Annotated in this window: 22 protein-coding genes and 1 pseudogene; 16 read left to right on the top strand and 7 right to left on the bottom strand. The window is 73.0% G+C overall.

What is annotated here, in order from left to right; genetic code table 11:
- Positions 1-171: 171 nt before the first annotated feature.
- The 3 genes and pseudogenes from ACZ407_RS13780 to ACZ407_RS13770 form a co-directional block, all read left to right on the top strand.
- Positions 172-435: pseudogene (locus tag ACZ407_RS13780) on the top strand (3-oxoacyl-[acyl-carrier-protein] synthase III C-terminal domain-containing protein); the annotation flags it as partial.
- 2 nt (positions 436-437) lie between these two features.
- On the top strand, positions 438-1,025 hold the full coding sequence (locus tag ACZ407_RS13775; RefSeq protein WP_468128249.1) for a cupin domain-containing protein: 588 nt from the start codon (positions 438-440) through the stop codon (positions 1,023-1,025).
- Positions 1,025-2,230 (top strand): cytochrome P450, encoded by a 1,206-nt coding sequence (locus ACZ407_RS13770; protein WP_468128248.1) that lies wholly within the window; start codon positions 1,025-1,027, stop codon positions 2,228-2,230. The genes ACZ407_RS13775 and ACZ407_RS13770 overlap by 1 nt, the downstream gene beginning before the upstream one ends.
- Positions 2,231-2,451: 221 nt before the next feature.
- Here the strand turns inward: ACZ407_RS13770 and ACZ407_RS13765 are convergent, their stop codons facing one another.
- The gene (locus ACZ407_RS13765) at positions 2,452-3,006 is read right to left on the bottom strand and encodes a dihydrofolate reductase family protein (protein ID WP_468128247.1); all 555 of its coding nucleotides are present in this window, start codon (positions 3,004-3,006) and stop codon (positions 2,452-2,454) included.
- Between the two features lie 92 nt (positions 3,007-3,098).
- Complete coding sequence (locus ACZ407_RS13760) at positions 3,099-3,818, bottom strand: helix-turn-helix domain-containing protein (protein ID WP_468128246.1); 720 nt, start codon at positions 3,816-3,818, stop codon at positions 3,099-3,101.
- Positions 3,819-3,990: 172 nt separating this feature from the next.
- On the opposite strand from ACZ407_RS13760, the gene ACZ407_RS13755 reads away from it, so the two are divergent.
- Positions 3,991-4,374, top strand: coding sequence for a hypothetical protein (locus ACZ407_RS13755; protein ID WP_468128245.1), 384 nt, complete (start codon positions 3,991-3,993; stop codon positions 4,372-4,374).
- A 56-nt stretch (positions 4,375-4,430) separates the two neighbouring features.
- On the opposite strand, the gene ACZ407_RS13750 is transcribed toward ACZ407_RS13755, so the two are convergent.
- On the bottom strand, positions 4,431-4,670 hold the full coding sequence (locus tag ACZ407_RS13750; RefSeq protein ID WP_468128244.1) for a helix-turn-helix domain-containing protein: 240 nt from the start codon (positions 4,668-4,670) through the stop codon (positions 4,431-4,433).
- A gap of 72 nt (positions 4,671-4,742) precedes the next feature.
- On the opposite strand from ACZ407_RS13750, the gene ACZ407_RS13745 reads away from it, so the two are divergent.
- Positions 4,743-5,495 carry a hypothetical protein gene (locus tag ACZ407_RS13745; RefSeq protein ID WP_468128243.1) on the top strand — a complete coding sequence of 251 codons (753 nt, stop codon included), beginning with the start codon at positions 4,743-4,745 and terminating at the stop codon, positions 5,493-5,495.
- A 54-nt stretch (positions 5,496-5,549) separates the two neighbouring features.
- On the opposite strand, the gene ACZ407_RS13740 is transcribed toward ACZ407_RS13745, so the two are convergent.
- On the bottom strand, positions 5,550-6,374 hold the full coding sequence (locus tag ACZ407_RS13740; protein WP_468128242.1) for a dienelactone hydrolase family protein: 825 nt from the start codon (positions 6,372-6,374) through the stop codon (positions 5,550-5,552).
- A gap of 223 nt (positions 6,375-6,597) precedes the next feature.
- Here ACZ407_RS13740 and ACZ407_RS13735 point away from each other — a divergent pair, with 223 nt between their 5' ends.
- The 7 genes from ACZ407_RS13735 to ACZ407_RS13705 all read left to right on the top strand — a co-directional run bounded on the left by ACZ407_RS13735 (position 6,598) and on the right by ACZ407_RS13705 (position 13,317).
- Positions 6,598-7,503 carry a GlxA family transcriptional regulator gene (locus tag ACZ407_RS13735; RefSeq protein ID WP_468128241.1) on the top strand — a complete coding sequence of 302 codons (906 nt, stop codon included), beginning with the start codon at positions 6,598-6,600 and terminating at the stop codon, positions 7,501-7,503.
- A 99-nt stretch (positions 7,504-7,602) separates the two neighbouring features.
- Positions 7,603-8,037, top strand: coding sequence for an OsmC family protein (locus ACZ407_RS13730; RefSeq protein ID WP_468128240.1), 435 nt, complete (start codon positions 7,603-7,605; stop codon positions 8,035-8,037).
- Positions 8,038-8,336: 299 nt separating this feature from the next.
- A complete protein-coding gene (locus ACZ407_RS13725) occupies positions 8,337-9,689 on the top strand; it encodes an endonuclease domain-containing protein (RefSeq protein WP_468128239.1) in 1,353 nt (450 codons plus the stop codon).
- A 232-nt stretch (positions 9,690-9,921) separates the two neighbouring features.
- Complete coding sequence (locus ACZ407_RS13720) at positions 9,922-10,653, top strand: sporulation protein (protein ID WP_468128238.1); 732 nt, start codon at positions 9,922-9,924, stop codon at positions 10,651-10,653.
- 152 nt (positions 10,654-10,805) lie between these two features.
- On the top strand, positions 10,806-11,609 hold the full coding sequence (locus ACZ407_RS13715) for an alpha/beta fold hydrolase (protein WP_468128237.1): 804 nt from the start codon (positions 10,806-10,808) through the stop codon (positions 11,607-11,609).
- Between the two features lie 143 nt (positions 11,610-11,752).
- A complete protein-coding gene (locus ACZ407_RS13710) occupies positions 11,753-12,643 on the top strand; it encodes an SDR family NAD(P)-dependent oxidoreductase (protein WP_468128236.1) in 891 nt (296 codons plus the stop codon).
- 92 nt (positions 12,644-12,735) lie between these two features.
- On the top strand, positions 12,736-13,317 hold the full coding sequence (locus ACZ407_RS13705) for a TetR/AcrR family transcriptional regulator (protein WP_468128235.1): 582 nt from the start codon (positions 12,736-12,738) through the stop codon (positions 13,315-13,317).
- 96 nt (positions 13,318-13,413) lie between these two features.
- Here the strand turns inward: ACZ407_RS13705 and ACZ407_RS13700 are convergent, their stop codons facing one another.
- The gene (locus tag ACZ407_RS13700; RefSeq protein WP_468128234.1) at positions 13,414-14,196 is read right to left on the bottom strand and encodes a hypothetical protein; all 783 of its coding nucleotides are present in this window, start codon (positions 14,194-14,196) and stop codon (positions 13,414-13,416) included.
- A gap of 306 nt (positions 14,197-14,502) precedes the next feature.
- The gene (locus ACZ407_RS13695; protein ID WP_468128233.1) at positions 14,503-15,462 is read right to left on the bottom strand and encodes a GlxA family transcriptional regulator; all 960 of its coding nucleotides are present in this window, start codon (positions 15,460-15,462) and stop codon (positions 14,503-14,505) included.
- A gap of 132 nt (positions 15,463-15,594) precedes the next feature.
- On the opposite strand from ACZ407_RS13695, the gene ACZ407_RS13690 reads away from it, so the two are divergent.
- Positions 15,595-16,050 carry a hypothetical protein gene (locus ACZ407_RS13690; RefSeq protein WP_468128232.1) on the top strand — a complete coding sequence of 152 codons (456 nt, stop codon included), beginning with the start codon at positions 15,595-15,597 and terminating at the stop codon, positions 16,048-16,050.
- A 193-nt stretch (positions 16,051-16,243) separates the two neighbouring features.
- Here ACZ407_RS13690 and ACZ407_RS13685 read toward each other — a convergent pair whose 3' ends face one another.
- On the bottom strand, positions 16,244-16,681 hold the full coding sequence (locus tag ACZ407_RS13685; protein ID WP_468128231.1) for a hypothetical protein: 438 nt from the start codon (positions 16,679-16,681) through the stop codon (positions 16,244-16,246).
- A gap of 519 nt (positions 16,682-17,200) precedes the next feature.
- Between ACZ407_RS13685 and ACZ407_RS13680 the strand changes: the two genes are divergently transcribed.
- The 3 genes from ACZ407_RS13680 (at position 17,201) to ACZ407_RS13670 (ending at position 19,102) form a co-directional block, all read left to right on the top strand.
- A complete protein-coding gene (locus tag ACZ407_RS13680; protein ID WP_468128230.1) occupies positions 17,201-17,863 on the top strand; it encodes a hydrolase in 663 nt (220 codons plus the stop codon).
- Positions 17,864-17,868: 5 nt separating this feature from the next.
- On the top strand, positions 17,869-18,357 hold the full coding sequence (locus tag ACZ407_RS13675) for a DoxX family protein (RefSeq protein ID WP_468128229.1): 489 nt from the start codon (positions 17,869-17,871) through the stop codon (positions 18,355-18,357).
- A gap of 139 nt (positions 18,358-18,496) precedes the next feature.
- The gene (locus ACZ407_RS13670) at positions 18,497-19,102 is read left to right on the top strand and encodes a Dps family protein (protein ID WP_468128228.1); all 606 of its coding nucleotides are present in this window, start codon (positions 18,497-18,499) and stop codon (positions 19,100-19,102) included.
- Positions 19,103-19,115: the final 13 nt, after the last annotated feature.

The following is a 19,115-nucleotide window of genomic DNA, read 5'->3' as shown; positions in this document are numbered from 1 at the left end:
GCGAGTGGGTCGGACCGGGCGCTGGGCCCGTGGGGGAAAGGGTGTTGCGTGGCGACGTTGTGCCAGCCTGCCGTGTCGGTTCCGGAGTACGTCATCACCAGGGAGGAGACGCTTGAGTTCGCGCGCTCGCGCCATGCCGGTCATCCCCAACTGGGCCTCGTGCTCCGCCTGATCGATTTCTACATCGTGCACGCCGGAGGGCCGCGGATCCTCGACGACCTCGGCAAGTTCCTCGGCGTGCCCCCGGACTCCTTCAGATTCAGCCGGGCCACGCTCACCGAGTACGGGAACGTGGCGAGCGTCGTCGTGCTGGACGCGCTGCGCCGGCTGTTCGACGAGGGCGGTGCCGCAGACCGGGCGTGCGGCCTGCTGGCCGGATTCGGGCCGGGCGTCACCGCCGAGATGGCATTGGGCCGCTGGAGCCGTACGCCGTGACCATGTCCGAAGCAGGCGCCACGCCCACTGACGCCACATCCTGCACCGCCCCGCGACCGGCCGGCGGCCTGATCGTGCCGCCCGGCGCCGGCCGCGCGCTGCGTACCGCCGCACAGCAGGTGACGTTCAAGGTGACCGGCGCGCAGTCGCGCACCGCATCGAGCTTCGAGGTCGTCGTGCCGCCCGGATTCGACGTCGGCGCTCACGTCCACACCCGCAGCGAGGAGCTCTTCTACGTTCTCGAAGGGGAACTCGACGTCCTCGCGTTCGAGCCGCGCGTGCGGACTCCCGACTGCTGGCGCGGGTGGCGGTCCCCGCAGGGAGAACGTGTGGTCCGCGCCACACCCGGCACGGTCATCGTGGTCCCGCCGGGCTGCCCGCACGCCTTCGCCAATCCCACCGAGACCCCGGCGCGGATGTTCTTCCAGTCGGCCCCGCCGCCGGACCACGAGCGGTATTTCGAAGAGCTCATGGACATCCTGTCCGCCGGCGGGCCCCCCGAGGACGACGCCATCGCGGCGCTGCGCCGCCGCTACGACATCGAGCAGCTCACCCCGCTGCGCCACGACCGGCCGGAGAGGAGTCGGTGATGCAGCACACTGCTCCCCCGGTGTACGAGGCCGCCGATCTGGCGGCGCTGGAGTTCGACCCGTTCCTGCGCAAGGCACTGCGGGAAGCGCCGGTCGTCCGGGTCCGGCTGCTGCACGGCACCCCTGGCGAGTGCTGGCTGGCGACGCGGCACGACGCGGTCCGGTTCGTCACCTCGGACGCCCGGTTCAGCCGGGACATCGTCGGCCGTCCGCTGCCAGGCATGAACATGTACCTCGTGCCGCTGGACCGGGCGGTCAGCTTCGTCGATCCCCCCGACCACACCAGGGTCCGTTCCGTGGTCTCCTCGGCGTTCAACCGTTCGGGCATGGCGGCGCTGCGGCCGCGTGCGCAGGCCGTGCTCAACGGCCTGGTCGACCGCATGGTGGCGTCAGGGCCGCCCGCGGACCTCGTACGGGAGGTGACCTCGCCGTTCCCCCTGCACGTCATCGGAACGGTGCTGGGCGTGCCCGAGGCAGACCGGCCGCGCCTGCGCGTCTGGGCGGACACCGTGCTGGCGAGGGCGACGGACGAGGCAGGCGTCGAGCGGGCCCGCCAGGCGAAAGAGGCCGCCCGTGCCTTCTTCCGCGAGCTGGCCCGGGAGCGCCGGGCCCGGCCGCAGGACGATCTCACGAGCACGTTGGCGGCCGCGGTCGCCGGCGGCCGGATCGAGGAAGAGGAAATGCTCGCGCTGGCGGTGCTGATGGGGCTGAACGGTTGGCACGCCGTCCGCAATCACACCTCGAACATGATGTACGTACTCCTCAGCGACGACGGCCTGATGAACCGCGTGCGGTCGGACCTGCGGGCCGTGCCGGCGGCCGTGGAGGAGCTGCTGCGCTGGATTCCGCACAAGCACGGCGTCGGGCAGCCGCGCGTCGCCACCGAGGACGTGGACGTGGCCGGGGTCCGGATCCGCCGGGGCGAGGCCGTGTACGTGTCGTACGTGGCGGCCAACTGGGACGAGGCGTGCTACCCCGAGCCGGACCGCATCGACATCGGCCGACAGGGGCCGCCCCACCTGGCCTTCGGGTACGGCCCCCACCACTGCGTGGCACCGTTGCTCGCCCGGCTGGAGGCCGAGCTGCTCCTGACCACCCTGGTCGAGCGGCTGCCGGGCCTACGGCTTGCAGTCGATCCCGGTGAGGTCGCCTGGCAGAAGGACGTACTCATCCGCGGGCCGGTGGGACTGCCGGTGACCTGGTAGGCGCAGCGACGGGGCCGCAGGCAGGCGGTCCGGCAGCGGCGGGCAGGTGTGCGGGCCGGGACCGGTTGGCGCCCACCCCGTCCGCCGCGGCCGGCAGGACGGAGAAGGGGATGCGCGGTCTCACGCGGTGGGCAGCGCGTACGCTCGAACTCCTGGGCCGGGCGCGGTGGCTGGAGCGGCCTGCCGTACCCGGCCCGCGCCCGGCCCGCGCCCGGCGGCGCTCAGCGCAGTGGCCGGTAGGTGGCGATGATCACTCCGCTGCTGGTCGGCCGGGCGCTCACCAGCTGCAGCTTCTTCAGGGTGGCGTCGTCGGCGAACAGCTTCTTGCGGCCCTCGCCGGCGACCACCGGGTGGATCAGCAGCACCAGTTCGTCCAGCAGATCCTGTTCCAGCAGCGAACGCACCAGGGTGGGGCTGCCCGCGACGGTGATGTCCTTGCCCTCGCCCGCCTTGAGGTTCTCGATTGCGGTCGCGAGATCGCCGTCGACGAGCGTGCTGTTCGCCCAGCCCTCGACGCTGTCCAGCGTGGAGGATACGACGTACTTGGGCGAATCGTTGATCCACTTGGCGAATCCGGCGTCCTCGCCCTCGGTCACCGTCGGCCAGTAGCCGGCCCACTCGGTGAACGTCACACGGCCCATCAGGATCGTGTCGGCCGTCTCCAGAGTCTCGCCCAGCGCTGCCCCCATCTCCTCGTCGAAGGCGAACTGCCACTCGTTCGGCGACTGGGCGACACCGTCGAGCGAGACGAAGAGACCCGAGACGACCTTGCGCATGATTCCTCCGTGAGAAGAGTTCGGGGTCGTCTGCCGCGTCCCGGGCCGTCCGGCCGGGGGGGGAACCGACCCCGTCGGCTACGTCAGGAAGACTACGAGTCGACCGAAGAAGAGGGCTTGTACAGAAGCGACAGTGGTTCGGCACCGTCCGGAGCCGCCAGCCGGGTCGCGGTCCGGCCGATGAACCGGGTCAAGGACCGCGAGAGATGCGGCTGGTCGAAATAGCCCAGCAGGTGGACGACTTCCTGGGGCGGCGTCCCTCCCTGAATCAGCACCGCTGCCTCGCGGGCGCGCTGGATCTGCCGAATGGCGCCCTGGGTGAGGCCCGTCGACGCAACGAAACGCCGCTGAAGGGTCCGCTCGGAGACATCGAGGGCCGCGCCGCCGAGCACGGCGGGCACGATCGGGTCGCAGTCCACGACGCCCTCACGCATCATGCGCCGGACGAAGGCCTCCGCGTTGTCGTAGTCGGGTATGTGCCAGGCCGAGCCCTTCAGCCAGACCGAGCGCCGCGTCACGTCGGGTATCTCCGCACCACCGCCCACGAGCCGGCTGATCGGCACGTGAGGCATCGAGGTGCCCAGGGCGAAACTGATCCCGAAGAACGTGGCGTCCTCGGGGACCGGAGCTGAGCGCGCCTCGGGCTCCGGGCCCACCACGGCCGCCTGCACTTTTCCGTCGTGCTTCCAGAAGACGAGGTCCCAGTGCGAGGCCGCGATCGAGGTCATCCGGCCCGCGCCGATACTGCGGCTGCGCCATACCCGCTCGATGGAAGGCAGCTCCGAAGGCCGGCTCTCGATCTCCAGATCCACTCGGGCCCTCCCCCTCGCTGCGGCCTGAGCCGTCAGTGTGTCACGCTGGGCTGCGGCCTGTGCCCGGTCACCGGGGCGTTGGCGCGACCACCGGCAGGTGGCCGACGCGGTCGCGCTCTTCAACGGGCCTGCGGCGATCGGCTTCCGTGCAGCAGGGTGACATGATCGTGTCGTGAACAACACGAACTGGGAAGGTCTGTACCGGCAGCTCCTGGCCGCAGTGGCGCTGCTGGCCGCTCCCGCACCTGAGCAGGTGGCCTGGCTGAAGGAACACGCCGTCCCGGTCGACGAGATCGCCCTGAACTTCGACGACGCCGCCGTGATGGCACGGCAGCTCGCAGACGAGGGCTGGCTCACCCCCGAAGCGCTCTCCGAGCTCGCGCACATGGACGACCTGCTCAACCGCCTGACCGCGGACGAGGGGTCCGCCGTCTGGAACGTCTCAGGGCTCGGCACACACCCCGTGTGGGAACAGGTCCGTCAAGAAGCCGACCGGTTCCTCCGCGCAGAAGGCGAGACGGAACGGACGCTGCCGTTCGCCGAGTCGGCTCGCTGACGACCCGGCGCGGGTCCGGCGCGCCAGGGCCTCCACGCAGGCCCGTGAGCAGGCGATCACGATCCGAGTAACAGCCCTTGTGCCGGCCGGCCTCGGAGCGGGCGCCGGCCACCCCGGTAGGCGGTCTTCCGGGCGGGCAGCGCATCGTTGCAGACCACCCGGGCGCAGCCGAACGTACGGGCCGGCGCCGTGCGCCGGCCCGCAGTCGGCTCGATCCGAAACGAGTACCGCAGGCACGCGAGCAACGTACCGGCAGCCGCCGACAACGCCGTTCCGCCCAGGGGACGAACCGGCATCCCCTACCCTGCTCCGCAGGAGTTTCGCTTCCTCCCTCGGCTGAAGCCGGGGGTATCCACGAAAGGACTCCGATGACCGGACCCGAAGGCGAGCAAAGCCCGCCCGTCACCTCCGGTGCAGCACCGGCTTCCTCTGCACCGGCTTCCTCTGCACCGCCGGCCTCGGCGGCCGGGGGCAGCGCATCCGAGGCGGCAGGCGGCCCGGCAGGAGGAAGTGCGCCGCGAGACGCCGCAGCTGCCGGTGGCACCGCAGCGGACACCGAACGGCACCGCGTCACGATGATGGATCTCGGGCGGTTCACCGTCTCAGCCATCACAGTGGTCGCAGCCCTGGCCGGGCTGGTCCTCGGCATCCGGGCCGAACAGCGCGCGGGCAAGGAGGAACAGCGCGCCGAGGCGATGGACAACCTCGCCCGGGACACACGAGACAAGGTCTACGCCAACCTCGTCGACCTGTATTGGGACGGGTCGGTGCTGCATGTGGTGAACGGCAACTCCCGGGTGATGTCGATGCGGCTCGCACTTCCGGAGCGCAAGGTGTCCTGGGACCTGGATCTGGTGAAGCCGTGCAAGACGCTCCTGATCCCGGCCGGGGATCTGCGCAGGTCCATGGCCGGCAAGGAGCCGACCGTGAGGCTCGCAGACGGCGACCTGGCCAAGGTCCGGCTGCAGTTCATGGACCCGAACGGGACCGCCTGGGAGCGCATCAGCGGCAAGAGGCTGACCAAGACAGACACCTGGAAGCCGTCGGGAAGGCCCAACGCCGTGAGTGCCGAGGAATGGAACGTGAGGCCGGAAGAATCGCCGCAGTGCGACAAGGCTTGACGACATCACCATGCCTCCCCCCTCCGCACCGCCCGACCCAACCGAGCCCGCAGGTCAGGCGGCGGGACGGGGCGTGTGCGGATGCAGGCGGGCGGTGAGGAAGGTGAGGATCTCGTCCCGTGCCCTGACCGTGGGGTGGCCCGCCTCGTCGACGAGGTGGGCGGTGACCACGCTGTGCGGCGTACCGACCAGGTCGGTGAAGAAAGGGGGCGGCGCCGGGTTGGCGGCGGTGTCCGGGAGGACGCGTCCGTCGAAGGCGTCGCCCAGCAGGGCTCGGTAGGCTGCGAAGCGCTGCTCGGTGCACCAGCGGTCGCCCTCGAAGCGGTAGGCGAGGACGGTGAGTCCGTCGCGGTGGAGGCGGTCGCGTACCGCTCGGGCGTCCGCCGGGTCGAGTTCGATCCCGCCGGGGTCGTCGAGCGGCAGCGAGGGGTGGTTGACCACCGGGGCGATCACGGCGGGCTCCAGGGCCATGGTGAGGGCGAAGTTCCCCGTGAAGCACAGGCCGATCGCCCCCACCCCCGGCCCCCCGCACTCCGCGTGGGCCTGGCGTGCCAGGCCGCGCAGCCAGAGCGTCACCGGGCTGGTGCCGCCCCCGGCGAAGGCGCGGAACTCCGCGCTGACGCATGCGCGGCGGACGGTTTCCCGGCCGCGGTCTACCGTGGGGAAGGCGCCGTCCGTCCCGAAGAGGGAGGGCACGTGGACGGTGAAGCCCGCGTCCCGCACCCACCGCGCGAGCCGCAGGACGTGCGGGCTGATGCCCGGCATCTCCGGCAGCACCACGACGGCAGGGCCGGCCCCGGCCACATGCACCGTCTTCTCCACCCCCTCCACGGCGACGGTCCGGCGGATGAAGTCGGTGAGGGGATCGTCTTCGGTCATGGGGCCAGCCTGACGCGAAACCGGCGCCCGCGTGAGGGGCGGGATCGCCGGTGCCGGGGGCGATCTCGCCATACCCTGGGCGGAGGTGGGACGCGGTGCGCGGCAACAGGGGGGACGGGTGGGAGCGCAGGACAGGCAGCCTCCGGCGGGCGGCGAGGGGCCGGGGGATCTGCGGGTCGGGGTCCTGGCGTACCCGGGCTGCTTCGCGTCCGAAGTGTTCGGCGTGCCGGACCTGTTGACGATGGCCGGGCTCGCCGCCGGGCCGGATGCGCCCGGCTGCCGGGTGACGGTTGTGTCGCCCCGCCGCCGGGTCACGGCTTCGGGTGGCACCCGTCTGGACGTGCGGCCCCTGCGCGAGGTCGACGTTCTGGTGGTCCCCGGCTTCGAACTGGGTCCGGGTACGGATCTCGACGCTCTGCTCGACCGCCTCACCCCGGAGACCGCGGCGATCCGGGCGCAGGCCGGAGCCGGCACGGCCGTCGTCTCCCTGTGCGTCGGCGCGTTCCTGCTCGGCGAGGCGGGCCTCCTCGACCGGCGCCGGGCCACCACCTCGTGGCTGCACGCCGAAGACCTGGCCCGGCGCTGTCCCGAAGCCGAAGTGCAGCCCCAGCACCTGGTCGTCACCGACAGGGGCGTGACGACCACGGCCGCCTTCAGTGCCATGCACGACTTCGCCCTGGACCTGATCCGCCGGCACTACGGCGCCCGGGTGGCCCGGACCACCGCCCGTGTCGCGCTCCTCGACGACGTACGGAGCTCCCAGACCCCGTACGTCGATCCCCGGCTCCTGCCCCAGCCCGGCCGCGAGTTCTCCCAGCGGGTCATGCGGCGGCTCGACCAGAGCCTCGCCGAGCGGTACGACCTCGGCACCCTGGCGGACGCCTTCCAGGTCAGCACCCGTACGCTGCTGCGCCGCTTCGCCGAGGAGACCGGCCACAGCCCGCTGGTCCACCTCCAGGCCGCCAGGGTGCGGCGGGCCCGCCATCTGCTGGAGTCCACCGAGCACACCGTCGCCGCGGTGGCGGCGGCCGTCGGATACCAGGACCCGGGCACCTTCGCCGCACTCTTCGCCCGCCACACCGGCCGGCGCCCGAGTGCCTACAGAGCCGCGTTCCGCCGGGCGCCCTGAGGCGGTCGGGTCCGTGCGGACGCGGAGCCGGGGCGGGCGGGCGCCGGGGTGAGGCGTGCCGGTCGGGGGCCGGTCGGGGCGTGCGGTTACCGTCTGGGTATGACTTCTGATTCCTTGCGTTCCGTCACCGTCGAGCGGACTGCCCCCGGGGTGTTCACCGCGACCAACTCCCGGGGGGACACCGTCACCTTCAGCACCGGGGATGCTGCCGGGTTCACCCCGGTCGAGCTGCTGCTGGCGGCGATCGGCGGGTGCTCCGCGGCCGATGTGGACGCGGCGACCACGCGGCACACGGAGCCGGCCGTCTTCTCGCTGGACGTCAGCGGGCACAAGGTCACGGACGAAGGCGGCGGGAACCTGCTGACGGACCTGGCCGTCGCCTTCACCGTCACCTTCCCCGAGGGCGAGGCCGGCGACCGGGCGCGGGCGATCCTGCCGCGGGCGGTGAAGACCTCCCACGACAGGCTCTGCACGGTCAGCCGGACGGTGGAGGCCGGAACACCCGTACGTACGACGGTTGTCGACGCGGACTGAGTGCGCCCCTTGAGGAGTCTCAGGGGGTCGCACGTCGGCTTGAGGTGCCAGACGCCGCCGGGCGGGCCGACCGTCAGCGGATCGTGCCCGCCCGGGGCCCTGGTCGCCGAGCGCCACGGAGGGGTCGGGCCGAGGCCCTCGACGTGGAACCGCTCGGCGGCGGCGAGGGCCGCGCTCGGGGCGGTTAGCCTGTGGGCATGTCAGAGCGTGCGGTCCCGTGCCCGGCAGACCGACTGATCGTGTGGGGCGCTGCGGACGACTTGTGGGCCGGTTTGACGGCCTGTGCTGCTGTGCCGACGGTGTCCGGGACGGCGCCCCGCCCTCTTGCCGGCGGCCGGGTGGGGTACGTGCTGCTCGGCGCCCGTGTGGTGGAGGCGGTGCAGGACGGCGGCGTGTGGCGCGTACCGGAGACGGGAGTGCGCCGGGCGGCCGCGGAACTGAACTCCCTCGCGGTCGACGACCAGGACCTGGTACGCATCGGTCCGTTCCGCGGGGTGCCGCATCAGGAGCGGCGGCAGGTCGACGGCGGGCTGCGGCTCTGGCGCCGGCACATCGTGCAGGAACTTCAGGATGCGGTGGGTCCCGAGGGACGGGCGCGGGTGCGCAGCGGTCGGCCCCGCCCTCTCGCGGGGGTCGACTGGCAGCGGATCGCCGTGGCGAGGAGCGGCCACCAGGGAGAGCGGACGTGGTGGCTTCCGCGAGCCGTGGTCAGGCTGCTGGACGCGGCCGAACACGCCGAGGCCCGTTGGCTGCAGACCGCTCCGGCCTCCGCGGCCGCCCCTACCGGGTCCGGAACAGGGACCGGGACCGGGATCGGGTCCGGAACAGGGACCAGCACCGGAACCGGCACCCGCACCAGGACCGGGACCGGCACCGGGACCGGGACCGGAACGAGCACCGGGGAAGCCACGCGCCCGCGGCAGACCGCGGCCGCCGAGCGCCGACCGCCCGGCCGCCCTGAGGCCACCGCCGCCTCCCCGCGTCCGTACAACGGTGAGCTGAGGGGCCAGTTGTACTCGGCGCTCAGCAGGAGGCCCGGTCTCGCCCGCAAGGTGGCCGGGTGGATGTGCGCGGTCTGCCGCACCGCCCCCGCCGCCGTACTCGACCACTGCCACGAGCACGGCTACGTCCGCGCCCCCGTCTGCCCCTCCTGCAACACACTGGAGCGCCCGGACCACCTGTACCGCAACGACATCCGCGTCGCCGGCCGCTATACGCGCCTGTTCGACACCGCCGCCGCCGACTGGCTCGGCCACTGGCACCGCTGCCCCGGCTGCCGGGCCCGTACCACCCTGCCCCTGCCGCACCTGGCGGCATGGACCGCCCACACCGCCTGCCGCCCCCTTCGCCCGACGCACCGGAGCGCTCGCGGCCGTCAGCCGTGCGGGGTGCTGCGGGTGTCGTGGACGGGCAGTCAGAACGCGCCCCGCTCCTGCCTGCTGACGGTGTCGGTCGATTTCTGCCCTGCGGGCGAGCACCGTGTCCTGGCGCGGGTGCCCTACCGGGAGGCCGCCGAACGGTTCGGCACCTGGTTGGCCGAAACGGCGCCCGAGGTGGCCGCCGCAGCAGGCCCGGACCGTCTCGACGGTCTGCCCACGGAGTTCCGGCCGGTCATCGCGGACACCGGCGGCGAGGGTCTGGCCCTGTTCTGACGGCGATCACGCGCGTGTGGCGATTCCTGCGCCCCCGGCCGGCCCGAACGTGCGGCCCGAGACGCGAAGCGCGAAGCACGCGAGGAGGACCGCGCGCCGGGGGCCGCGCCCGGGCGGCCCGCCGGTCCGCCGCCGACGGACGGCGGCTACCGTGGGCGGCACCGTCGCGGCAGGGCTGGTTCACAGAGTGCGCGCACGGTCCGAGAGAGTACGAAGAGGGGGAGGAACCGAGATGGCTTTCCGCAGGCTGCTGGGCGCGCTGGGCGTGGGAGCGCCCGAGGTCGATACGGTGCTGGACCGGACGCGGTACGCGCCCGGCGAGGAGGTCACCGGGACGGTGACCGTGCGCGGCGGCGCCGCGGACATGGAGATCGAGCAGCTGACGGTCGAGTTGCTGGTGCGCTTCGAGGGCCACGGCAGCGAGGCCCGCTACCTGCGCCGGATGGCGAGCCGGGATGTCACCGGGCCGTTCACGCTCGCCGCGGGGAAGACCCGCACCGAGACGTTCTCCTTCCCGCTGCCGCTCGCCATGCCGCTCACGCACGCCAACGGCCGCGCGCTCCAGGGCGCCTACTGCGCGGTCCGCACCGAGCTCGCCGTCGACAAGGCGGTCGACCGCGGGGACCTGGACGTGCTGGAAGTGCACGCCCTGCCCTCGCAGGCGGCCGTTCTGCGGTCCTTGGAGGAGCTCGGCTTCCGGCACCGCGAGGCCGAGGTCAAGCCCGGCGTCGCCCACAACTCCCGCCAGGACGTGGACTGGTGGCAGGAGATCGAGCTGTCGTTCCCGGCCGAGTACCGGCTCGGCACGGTCGAGCTGCTGCTGGCCGTCCTGCCGGACGAGATCGACGTACGGCCCGGGACCGCCGTGGCACCTCTCACCCTGCGGCACGAGGAAACGGCCGACCACGCCGCACTGACCGCCCGCCTGGACGCCTACCTGAAGGCCGCGTTCCCGAAGCGCTGAACGGGCCCCGGCGGTCGGACGTACGCGTGCCGGCCGCCGGACGCACGCACCGGCGCCCGCCGTACGCGCCAACCGCCGGAGGGCGACGGGCGACGGGCGGGCATAGCCTTGTCGAGCGGGGGCCGGGAACGGGACGCGCGCAGGTGAGGACCGTGGGGACGCTGGGAATCCACCCCTCCGAGGAGGGCCGCTTCCGCCACCGCCGCGCGGACATCGCCTACGAGGTGGCCGGCATCGGCCCGCCGGCCGTGTACGCGCACGGCGGGCTGGCCGGCCGGGCCTGCGAGGACCGGATGGGCCTGTTCCGCTGGGCGCCTCTCCTGGACGCCGGCCGGAGCCTGATCCGGTACGACGCCCGGGGACACGCCGGGTCCACCGGCGAACCCGTCCCCGCCGACTACACGTACGCCTCCCTCGCGGACGACCTCCTCGCCCTGCTCCGCCACCTGCGGGTCACCGGGCCCGTGGACGCCATCGGCGCGTCGATGGGCTGCGGCACGGTCCTGCACGCGGCGGTCCGCGCGCCGGCCCGCTTCGCCCGGCTGTGCCTGCTCCTGCCGCCCACGGCCTGGGCGACCAGGCCCGCCTACGCCCGGGGCAACCGCGCCGCGGCCGACACCGTCGAGCGCGAGGGTGCAGACGCCTGGCGGGCCGGCCGCCGTGACCGGCCGCCGCCCGCGGTCGTGGCAGACATCGCCGTGCCCTCCCCCACGCCGCCCGCCGCCCTCCTGCCGTCCGTCCTGCGCGGGCTGGCCGACTCGGACCTGCCCGCGCCGGCCGAACTCGCCGCCCTCCGGCACCCCGCGCTCATCCTCACCTGGGCGGACGACCCGGGACACCCCCTCTCCACCGCCGAGGCCCTGGCCGACTGCCTCGCGGACGCCGACCTGCACGTCTCCCGGTCCCGCGCCGACGTCGCCACATGGGGCGAGCGCATCGCCCGATTCCTCGCCTGACCCCCGCCATCTCAGTCCCCGGCCGGGCGGCCGGACTGCCGCTGCCGCTGCCGCGGCAGACTCAAGCGGATAAGTCATCCGATTGTGCTACCCTCCAACTAAGCGGATGACCTATCCGGTTGGTTCTCGGGGTGGAGGAACGCATGAAGAAGTCGGCTGTGGTCACGGCCGGGACGGGGGGCATCGGCCTGGAGACGGCGCTGGGGCTGGCCGCCGCCGGGTTCGCGGTGACGGTGGTCGGGCGGGACCCGGAGCGGGGGGCCGGGGCTGTCGAGCGGATCAATGCGGCGGGCCCGGCGCACCCGGCCCGGTTCCTGTCCGCGGACCTCGCCTCGCTCGACCAGGTGCGTACGCTCGCCCGGACGATCGCGGCCGACCACGCCGCCTCGGGGGCACCGCTGACGGTGCTGGTCAACAACGTCGGGGCGATGTTCGCCGAGCGCCAGACCCGGGGCGGGGTCGAGGCGTCGTTCGTCGTCAACCACCTCTCGCCCTACCTGCTGACCGAACTGCTCCTGCCCACCCTCAGGGCCGGTGCGCCGAGCAGGATCGTGAACGTGACGTCGGGCGCGGTGACCGTGGCCAAGCGCGCGTTCGACGCCGTCGAGCCGCCGGGCGGCTACTACGGCTTCCACTGGTACGGCCGCGCCAAGCTGGCCAACCTGGCCTACACCTTGGACCTGGCGGCCCGGCTGGACGGCACCGGGGTCTCGGTCTTCGCCGCCGATCCCGGAGGGGCCGCGACCGACATGACCAACGGCACCATGACCGACCCGAAGATCGTCTCCCCCGCCCTGCGGCTGCTGTGGCCCCTGGTGCGCCGCACCTTCGAGCGCTCGACCTCGGGTCCGGCGTCCGCGGCAGCCAGGCCTTCCCTCGCGGCCGCCACGGACGAGACGCTGACCGGCCGCACCGGCATCGTCATCGGGGCCCAGGCGCACCCGGTCACCCCGCACCGGGCGGCGGCCGACCCCCGCGTCGCCGAAGCCGTACGCCGTCTCAGCGAGCAGCATGCGCCGCTCGCCCCCGCCTGAGCGCCGCACGGGGAGGGCGGCGCTGCGGGTACCGGGCGGGTACCGGGCGGGCGGCGGACTATCCGGATGAACCATCCGATTAGCATGTCCTCATGACGACGCCCCTACGCAAGGACGCGGCCCGCAACTGGCAGCGGATCGTCTCCGTCGCCCGCGACCTGGTCGACGAGGGCACACCGTTGCAGCTCAACGACGTCGCACGCCGGGCCGGGCTCGGGGTCGGCACCGTCTACCGGCACTTCGCCACGCCCGAAGCACTGCTGGAGACCGTCGCCGCCCCGTGCCTGGAGGCCCTGGCCGCCCACGGGCGGCAGGCGCTGACCGATGCCGACCCCTGGCGCGGCCTGACGGGCTTCCTCTTCCACACCGTCGAAGCTCAGGTCACCGACGCCGCCCTGCCGCCCGTCGCCGCGGCGGCCACGGACGCCGTGCCGCGCACCACGGAACTGAAGGAGTCACTGGCGTCGGCCGGCGCCACCCTCCTGGCCCGGGCCCGCGATGCGGGAGTGGTCCGCCCCGACCTCGCGGCCGCCGACCTCGTCCCGCTGATGTGCGGCATCGCCCACGCAGTGAGCGTCCACGGCGGCGGCACCCCCGGCGACCGGGTCGACACCGCGCACCGCTACCTGGCCGCCCTCCTCGAAGGCCTGCGCACGACACCCCCGGGCGTGTAGGCGTCGGGGCCCAGGCCCAGGCGCTCGACGGCTTTGCGTTGCCGCACCGGAGGCGCCGCGGGGTGCGGTGCCTCCGGCCTGCGCGATCGGGATGGTTCAGACGCGCGTGACGAGCCACGCACCGTGGCCGTTGCAGAGGTTGCGGTTGTTGGTGTTGGTGGCGCGGTAGCCCGGCGGGATGGGTGAGCCGGAGCAGGCCCACACGCCGTCATAGACCAGCTGGTGGTACCACGCGCCCCGACCGCTGCAGAGGTTGGCGTTGTTGTTGGTGAGGACGTAGCCGGGCGCGATGGGCGAGCCCGAGCAGGCCCATATGCCGTCACGGGCCAGTTGGTGGTACCACGCGCCCTGACCGTTGCAGAGATTGCGGTTGTTGTCCGTGATGACGTAGCCGGAGGCGATGGGCGAGCCCGAGCAGGCCCATATGCCGTCACGTTCCAGCTGGTGGTACCACGCGCCCCGACCGCTGCAGAGGTTGGGGCTGCTGGCGGTGATGACGTACCCCGGCACGATGGGCGAGCCCGAGCAGGCCCACACGCCGTCATAGGCGGGCTGCTGGTACCAGGCGCCCTGGCCGTTGCAGAGGTTGCGGTTGTAGTCGGTGATGACGTACCCGGCCGGAATGGGTGTCCCGGAGCACTCCCACCCGGATGTCGCCGCCTGCGCCCCCCGTTCCGCCGCGGCGGCGGAGACCGACGTACCGGCGAGCAACGCGGTGGCGACCAGGGCGATCGCTCCGATCACCGCCGCGACTCTGCCTCTGGCGGCCGCCATCCCCGTACGGACTCTCCCCGCCCCGCGGAAGGCGCCGGCCGGTTCACCGCTCCGCGCCCGCGCCGGCACACCGCGCCGCTTCAACTGCCGTTCTCGGATGCTCATGCATAGCCTCCAGGCCAAGGACTGCGGCTCATGCCGCTGTCACGACGGGCAGAACGTAGCAACGGAATTGCACGCATGACCGGCAGCGGCTGATTTGCCGGGAAAAAGGGCTCAAGGTCAACCCTTGACAGCGTTCGCACGCATGATCCATGGCCCAGCGCGCGCGGTGACGGGGCCCGGCCGCGCCGCTGGGGCGTCCGGGGGCCGCCCTGAGGCACGCCGACACGGTCACCGGCTGACGGGCCGGCTACGCGAAAAGCGGCCCTGGTCGCGCAGGGTGCCGATCTCGGCGTTGCGCCGGGCCTCTCAACGGACGGTGGCGCGGTAGCGGGAGGGCGAGGTGCCGAAGTGGTCGGTGAAGGCCTGGCGCAGGGATTCCGGCGTGCCGAAGCCGCAGCGGTCCGCCACGGCGGCGACGGGCAGGTCGGTCGAGGCGAGCAGGTGGGCGGCGGCCTCGGTGCGGGCCCGGCGCACGTACCGGGCGGGGGCCTGGCCGGTGTGCTGGGTGAACAGCCGCGCCAGGTGGCGCGGGGTCACCCCCGCCCGCGCGGCCAGGGCCGCCGTGCCCAGGTCGCCGGCGGGGTGGGCGACGATGTACTCGACGACCTTGCGGACCAGGTCGTCGGCGGGGGCCGGTGCGGCGGTGAACAGGCTCATCTGCGCCTGGTTGCCGGGACGGTGCAGGTAGGTGACCAGGTCCCGGGCCACTTGGCGGGCGAGTTCGGCGCCGTGGTCCTCCTCGATGAACGCGAGGGTGAGGTCCAGGGCGCTGGTGATCCCGGCCGCCGTGTAGACGCTCCCCTCCCGGATGTAGATGGGGTCCGCGTCGACGGTGACCCGCGGGTGCTTCCCGGCGAGCCAGGACGCGTACCGCCAGTGGGTGGTGGCGCGCCGGCCGTCCAGCAGTCCGGCGGCCGCCAGGACGGCCGCCCCCGTGCACACCGACGCGACCCGGCGGCTCTCACCGGCCAGGCGCCGTACGTGTCCGACGAGGCGCGGGTCCTCGGCCGCCCGCTCGAAGCCGATGCCGCCGGAGACGACGAGGGTGTCGAGCGGGCCGACGACGCGTTCCAGGGACTGCTGGGCCTGGAGGACGAGACCCGAGCCGCAGACGACGGGGGCGCCGCCGGGACCGGCCAGGCTCACCCGGTACGGCCTGTCCGGCGCGCCGAGGGCATTGGCCATGGCCAGGCCGGTGGTCACGCAGGCGATGTCGAGCAGTTCGGCCGACTCGTAACCGACCACCACCATCAGCCGCTCCCCCATGGGCCGACCCTATGCCGGACGGACGCGTAGCCCAAGAGAACGGACAGGGATCCGGCCCGTTGCTGCCACGCGGGTGCGGCCTGCGGACAGTGGAGGGACCCTGCCGCGCCGCCTCACTTGGAGACACCCGTGATGACAGAACCCGTCCCGCACGACCGCGGTCCCGCCCGGCCCCACCGCCGTCGTTCCCTCCTGGCCGCTCTCGGCCGGCGCCGGCCCACCCTGTTCGCGCTCGCGCTCGCGGTCGTGACCTTCGCCGACGGCCTCCCGGGGCGGGGCTTCCTCGCGGGCCTGCTGATCACCATGCCGGTGTGCTACCTGCTGTTCGGCACGTTCCGCCGGGCGTGGGGCACCCCGCGGACCCTCGTGCTGCAACTCGCCGGGCTTGCGGGCTTCGCAGCCGTGGCGCTGGGCGCGCTGGCGGTGGACGAGCCCTTCGGCCTGTACCTGCTGGCCGGCGGCTGGCTGGGCCACGCCGTCTGGGACTTCGCCCACCACCGCACCGGCGGCGTGGTCCCGCGCGCCTGGGCGGAGTGGTGCGGCGTGGTGGACCTCTGCGGCGCCTGCGCCCTGGCCCTCCTCGCCTGACACGGTCGCCCGTTCCGGCGCCGCGGCCCGTGTCCGGAGAGGTCGGCGCGCGGCGGGGACCTGCCACCCGATCCCGTGCCGGGAAGGCGGTCGAACCAGTGCCGACCCGGCCTCCGCAGGCACGGGGCGGGGCGCACAGGAATGCGGCCAATCCGCATTCCTGTGCGCCCGGCTTAATTCGCCTGCCGTTCTGCTACAGGTCGCGGGCGATGAAATGCACGCTCGCGCACTGGCCGTAATCGATTTCCTTGGTGACGGAGTCCTTGACCAACTGGCATTCCTGCAAGTACATGCTCTTCATGTTCGAGGCAAAATTATAGGAGATGGGTTCGTCCGTCTGGTATCCCGAGGTGTTCCAGACCTTCTCACTGCGACTGCCGCCGTCGTTGTACAGCGCGACGATGCGCACGGCGGCACCCTTTCCGTCGCTCATGGTGTCCCTCACCTTGCCGGCGAGGTACCAGCGACCGTCGTATCCCTTCCAGAGGGAGCCGTGGGCCCAGGTGCCTGCGATGTCCGCATCGGTGTGGGTGAGGTCCCACCCGGGGAGCGCGTGGGCGGGGGCCGTTGCCAGCGCGAGGATCGCGGGGGCGCAGAGTCCCACGAGGACGGACTTGAGCTTGTTCTTCACTTCTCTCCCTTGGAGTGGCGGAATACTGCGGGCCGACGATTTCAGAATCGCCCCGGAACGCGAGACGGACATTAATCTCACCCTTCCCCCTCGAACAGATCTTTCCGCTCCGGTGACCGGATCCAATACGGCCAGGCGAAACGGACAATCCGAGAAGCTGCACGTCAGCCGGGATCCTCGTTCCTTGATTCACCACCCGGTAAAGGATCTTTCACATCCGGAGTGACCGATATCGCCTCACGGAATGCAGGATTCCCGCTGATGGAAATCGGCGTCCTTACGCCAGGGGCACCCGTGGCCGGGGCCCTGTCCCGGGGCGCTACTCGCCCCGGACGCGACGCGGCCGCCCACGACGACCGGCCGGCGGCCCTCCGGGCCAGGTGTGCGCTCCGGGGAAAGTCGGCGGGCACGGACGGTCAACTCCCCTCGCTGCCGCGGCCGTACGTTCGGGGCGTGCCGGGCCGCGGGACTGCGGCGGGCACGTGATGCCTCATTCCACACCCGACAGACGGGATTGCCATGTTCGACATCGCCCAGGTGCAGGCCGCTCCGAGCGCCGACCTGCTCACCCCCGACAACGCCGTCATGCTGTTCGTCGACCACCAGCCGCAGATGTTCTTCGGCACCGGCAGCGGGGACCGGGCCGCCATCATCAACAGCACCGTGGGCCTGGCGAAGGCCGCCCGCGCCTTCGACGTGCCGGCGGTCCTGACCACCGTGGCGGCGGAGTCGTTCTCCGGCCCGCTGCTGCCGCAGTTGGCCGCCGTCTTCCCCGGTGAGAAGCCGATCGACCGCACCAGCATGAACGCGTGGGAGGACGAGGCCCTGGTCGAGGCGGTCAAGGCGACCGGCCGCAGGAAGATCGTGCTGTCCGGGCTGTGGACCGAGGTGTGCCTGGTGCTGCCCGCGTTGTCCGCCCTCGCGCAGGGTTACGAGGTCTACGTGGTCACCGACGCGTCCGGCGGGGTCACCCCGGCCGCCCACGAGCACGCCATCGCCCGGATGACGGCCGCCGGCGCCGTGCCGGTGACCTGGGTGCAGGTCCTGCTGGAGCTGCAGCGCGACTGGGCCCGCCAGGAGACGTACGGCGCGGTGATGGAGGTCGTCAAGGAGCACGCGGGCGCCTACGGCCTCGGGGTCGTGTACGCGCAGAGCATCCTCGGCGCGCACGCCGCCGGCTGACTCCGTTGGACACCGGCCTCCTGATCCTGCGCCTGCTCGTGGGCCTGCTGATCGCGGCCCACGGAGTGCAGAAGGTCAGCACGCACCTCGGCGGGCGCGGGCTGGCGGGCGGAGCCGAGGAGTTCCGTGCCGACGGTTTCCGCGGCGGCGCCCTCACCGCGCTCGCGGCGGGCGGCGGCCAGATCGGCTCGGGGCTGCTGCTGGCCGCCGGACTGCTGACGCCGCTCGCCGCGGCCGGGGCCATCGGGGTCATGACCGTCGCCCTCACCGTGAAACGGCCGCACGGGCTGTGGGTGCAGAACGACGGCTACGAGTACCCGCTGGTCCTGATCGGCACGGCTGCCGCGCTGGTGGCCACGGGCCCGGGGGCCTGGTCCCTCGACGGCGTGCTGGGCCTGACGCCGTACCCGCTGTGGTGGACCGTCCCGGTGCTCGTGGCGGGGGTGGGCAGCGGACTGCTGACCCGGCTCGTCCTGCACCGGTCCGCCGCCTAGACCCGCCGCACGTCCTCGGCCGCCCGCTCTGTCCCCCCGTACCGGAGCGGGCGGCCCGACGCCCCGCGCAGCGAGCACGTGCGCACTGGCCCGAACACCTCTCGAACACCTCTCCCCTCCCCTTCCGGAGCGATCAACGATGCATCCCGTACCTGCGCCCGCACCCCCGCCCGCGGAGGCACCCGCACGCAGCGGCGGCCGACTGCCGTCGTACCGCGAGGACGGGCAGATCCAGCCCTTCGGCACGCTCAGGCAGCTGCCGCTCGGCCTCGCGGACGGAGCGCGCGCCCAGACCTGCGACCGGCTGGTCGGGCTGCTCGCCGACACGCAAGTCCTCTACTCCCTGTACAAGAAGCACCACTGGCTCGTGCACGGGCCGACCTTCCGTTCGCTGCACCTGATGTTCGACGAGCACGCGCGTGCCCAACTCGCGCTCGTCGACGCCCTGGCCGAGCGGATCCAGGCCCTCGGCGGCGTCGCCGTGGGCGACCCGCGGCACGTCGCCGAGCTGACGTCCGTGCCGCGCCCACCGGACGGTGTCGAAGGGGTGCCCGCCATGCTGGCGCGGCTCCTGGAGGCGCACGAGCTGATCCTCGTCGAGGCCCGTGCGGCCGCGGCGGGGGCCTCCGCCGCCGGCGACGAGGGCACGGCCGACCTCCTCGTGTCGGGGGTCGTGCGCACCGGCGAGGCGCAGGTGTGGTTCCTCGCGGCCACGCTCGCCGAGAGCCCGGCCCCGCGGGCCTGACCCGGGCGCACGG

The organism is Streptomyces sp. NPDC030809, from assembly GCF_055572195.1.
The sequence above is the reverse complement of the archived record's forward strand: the minus strand, read 5'-3'. Positions and strand labels throughout refer to the sequence as shown.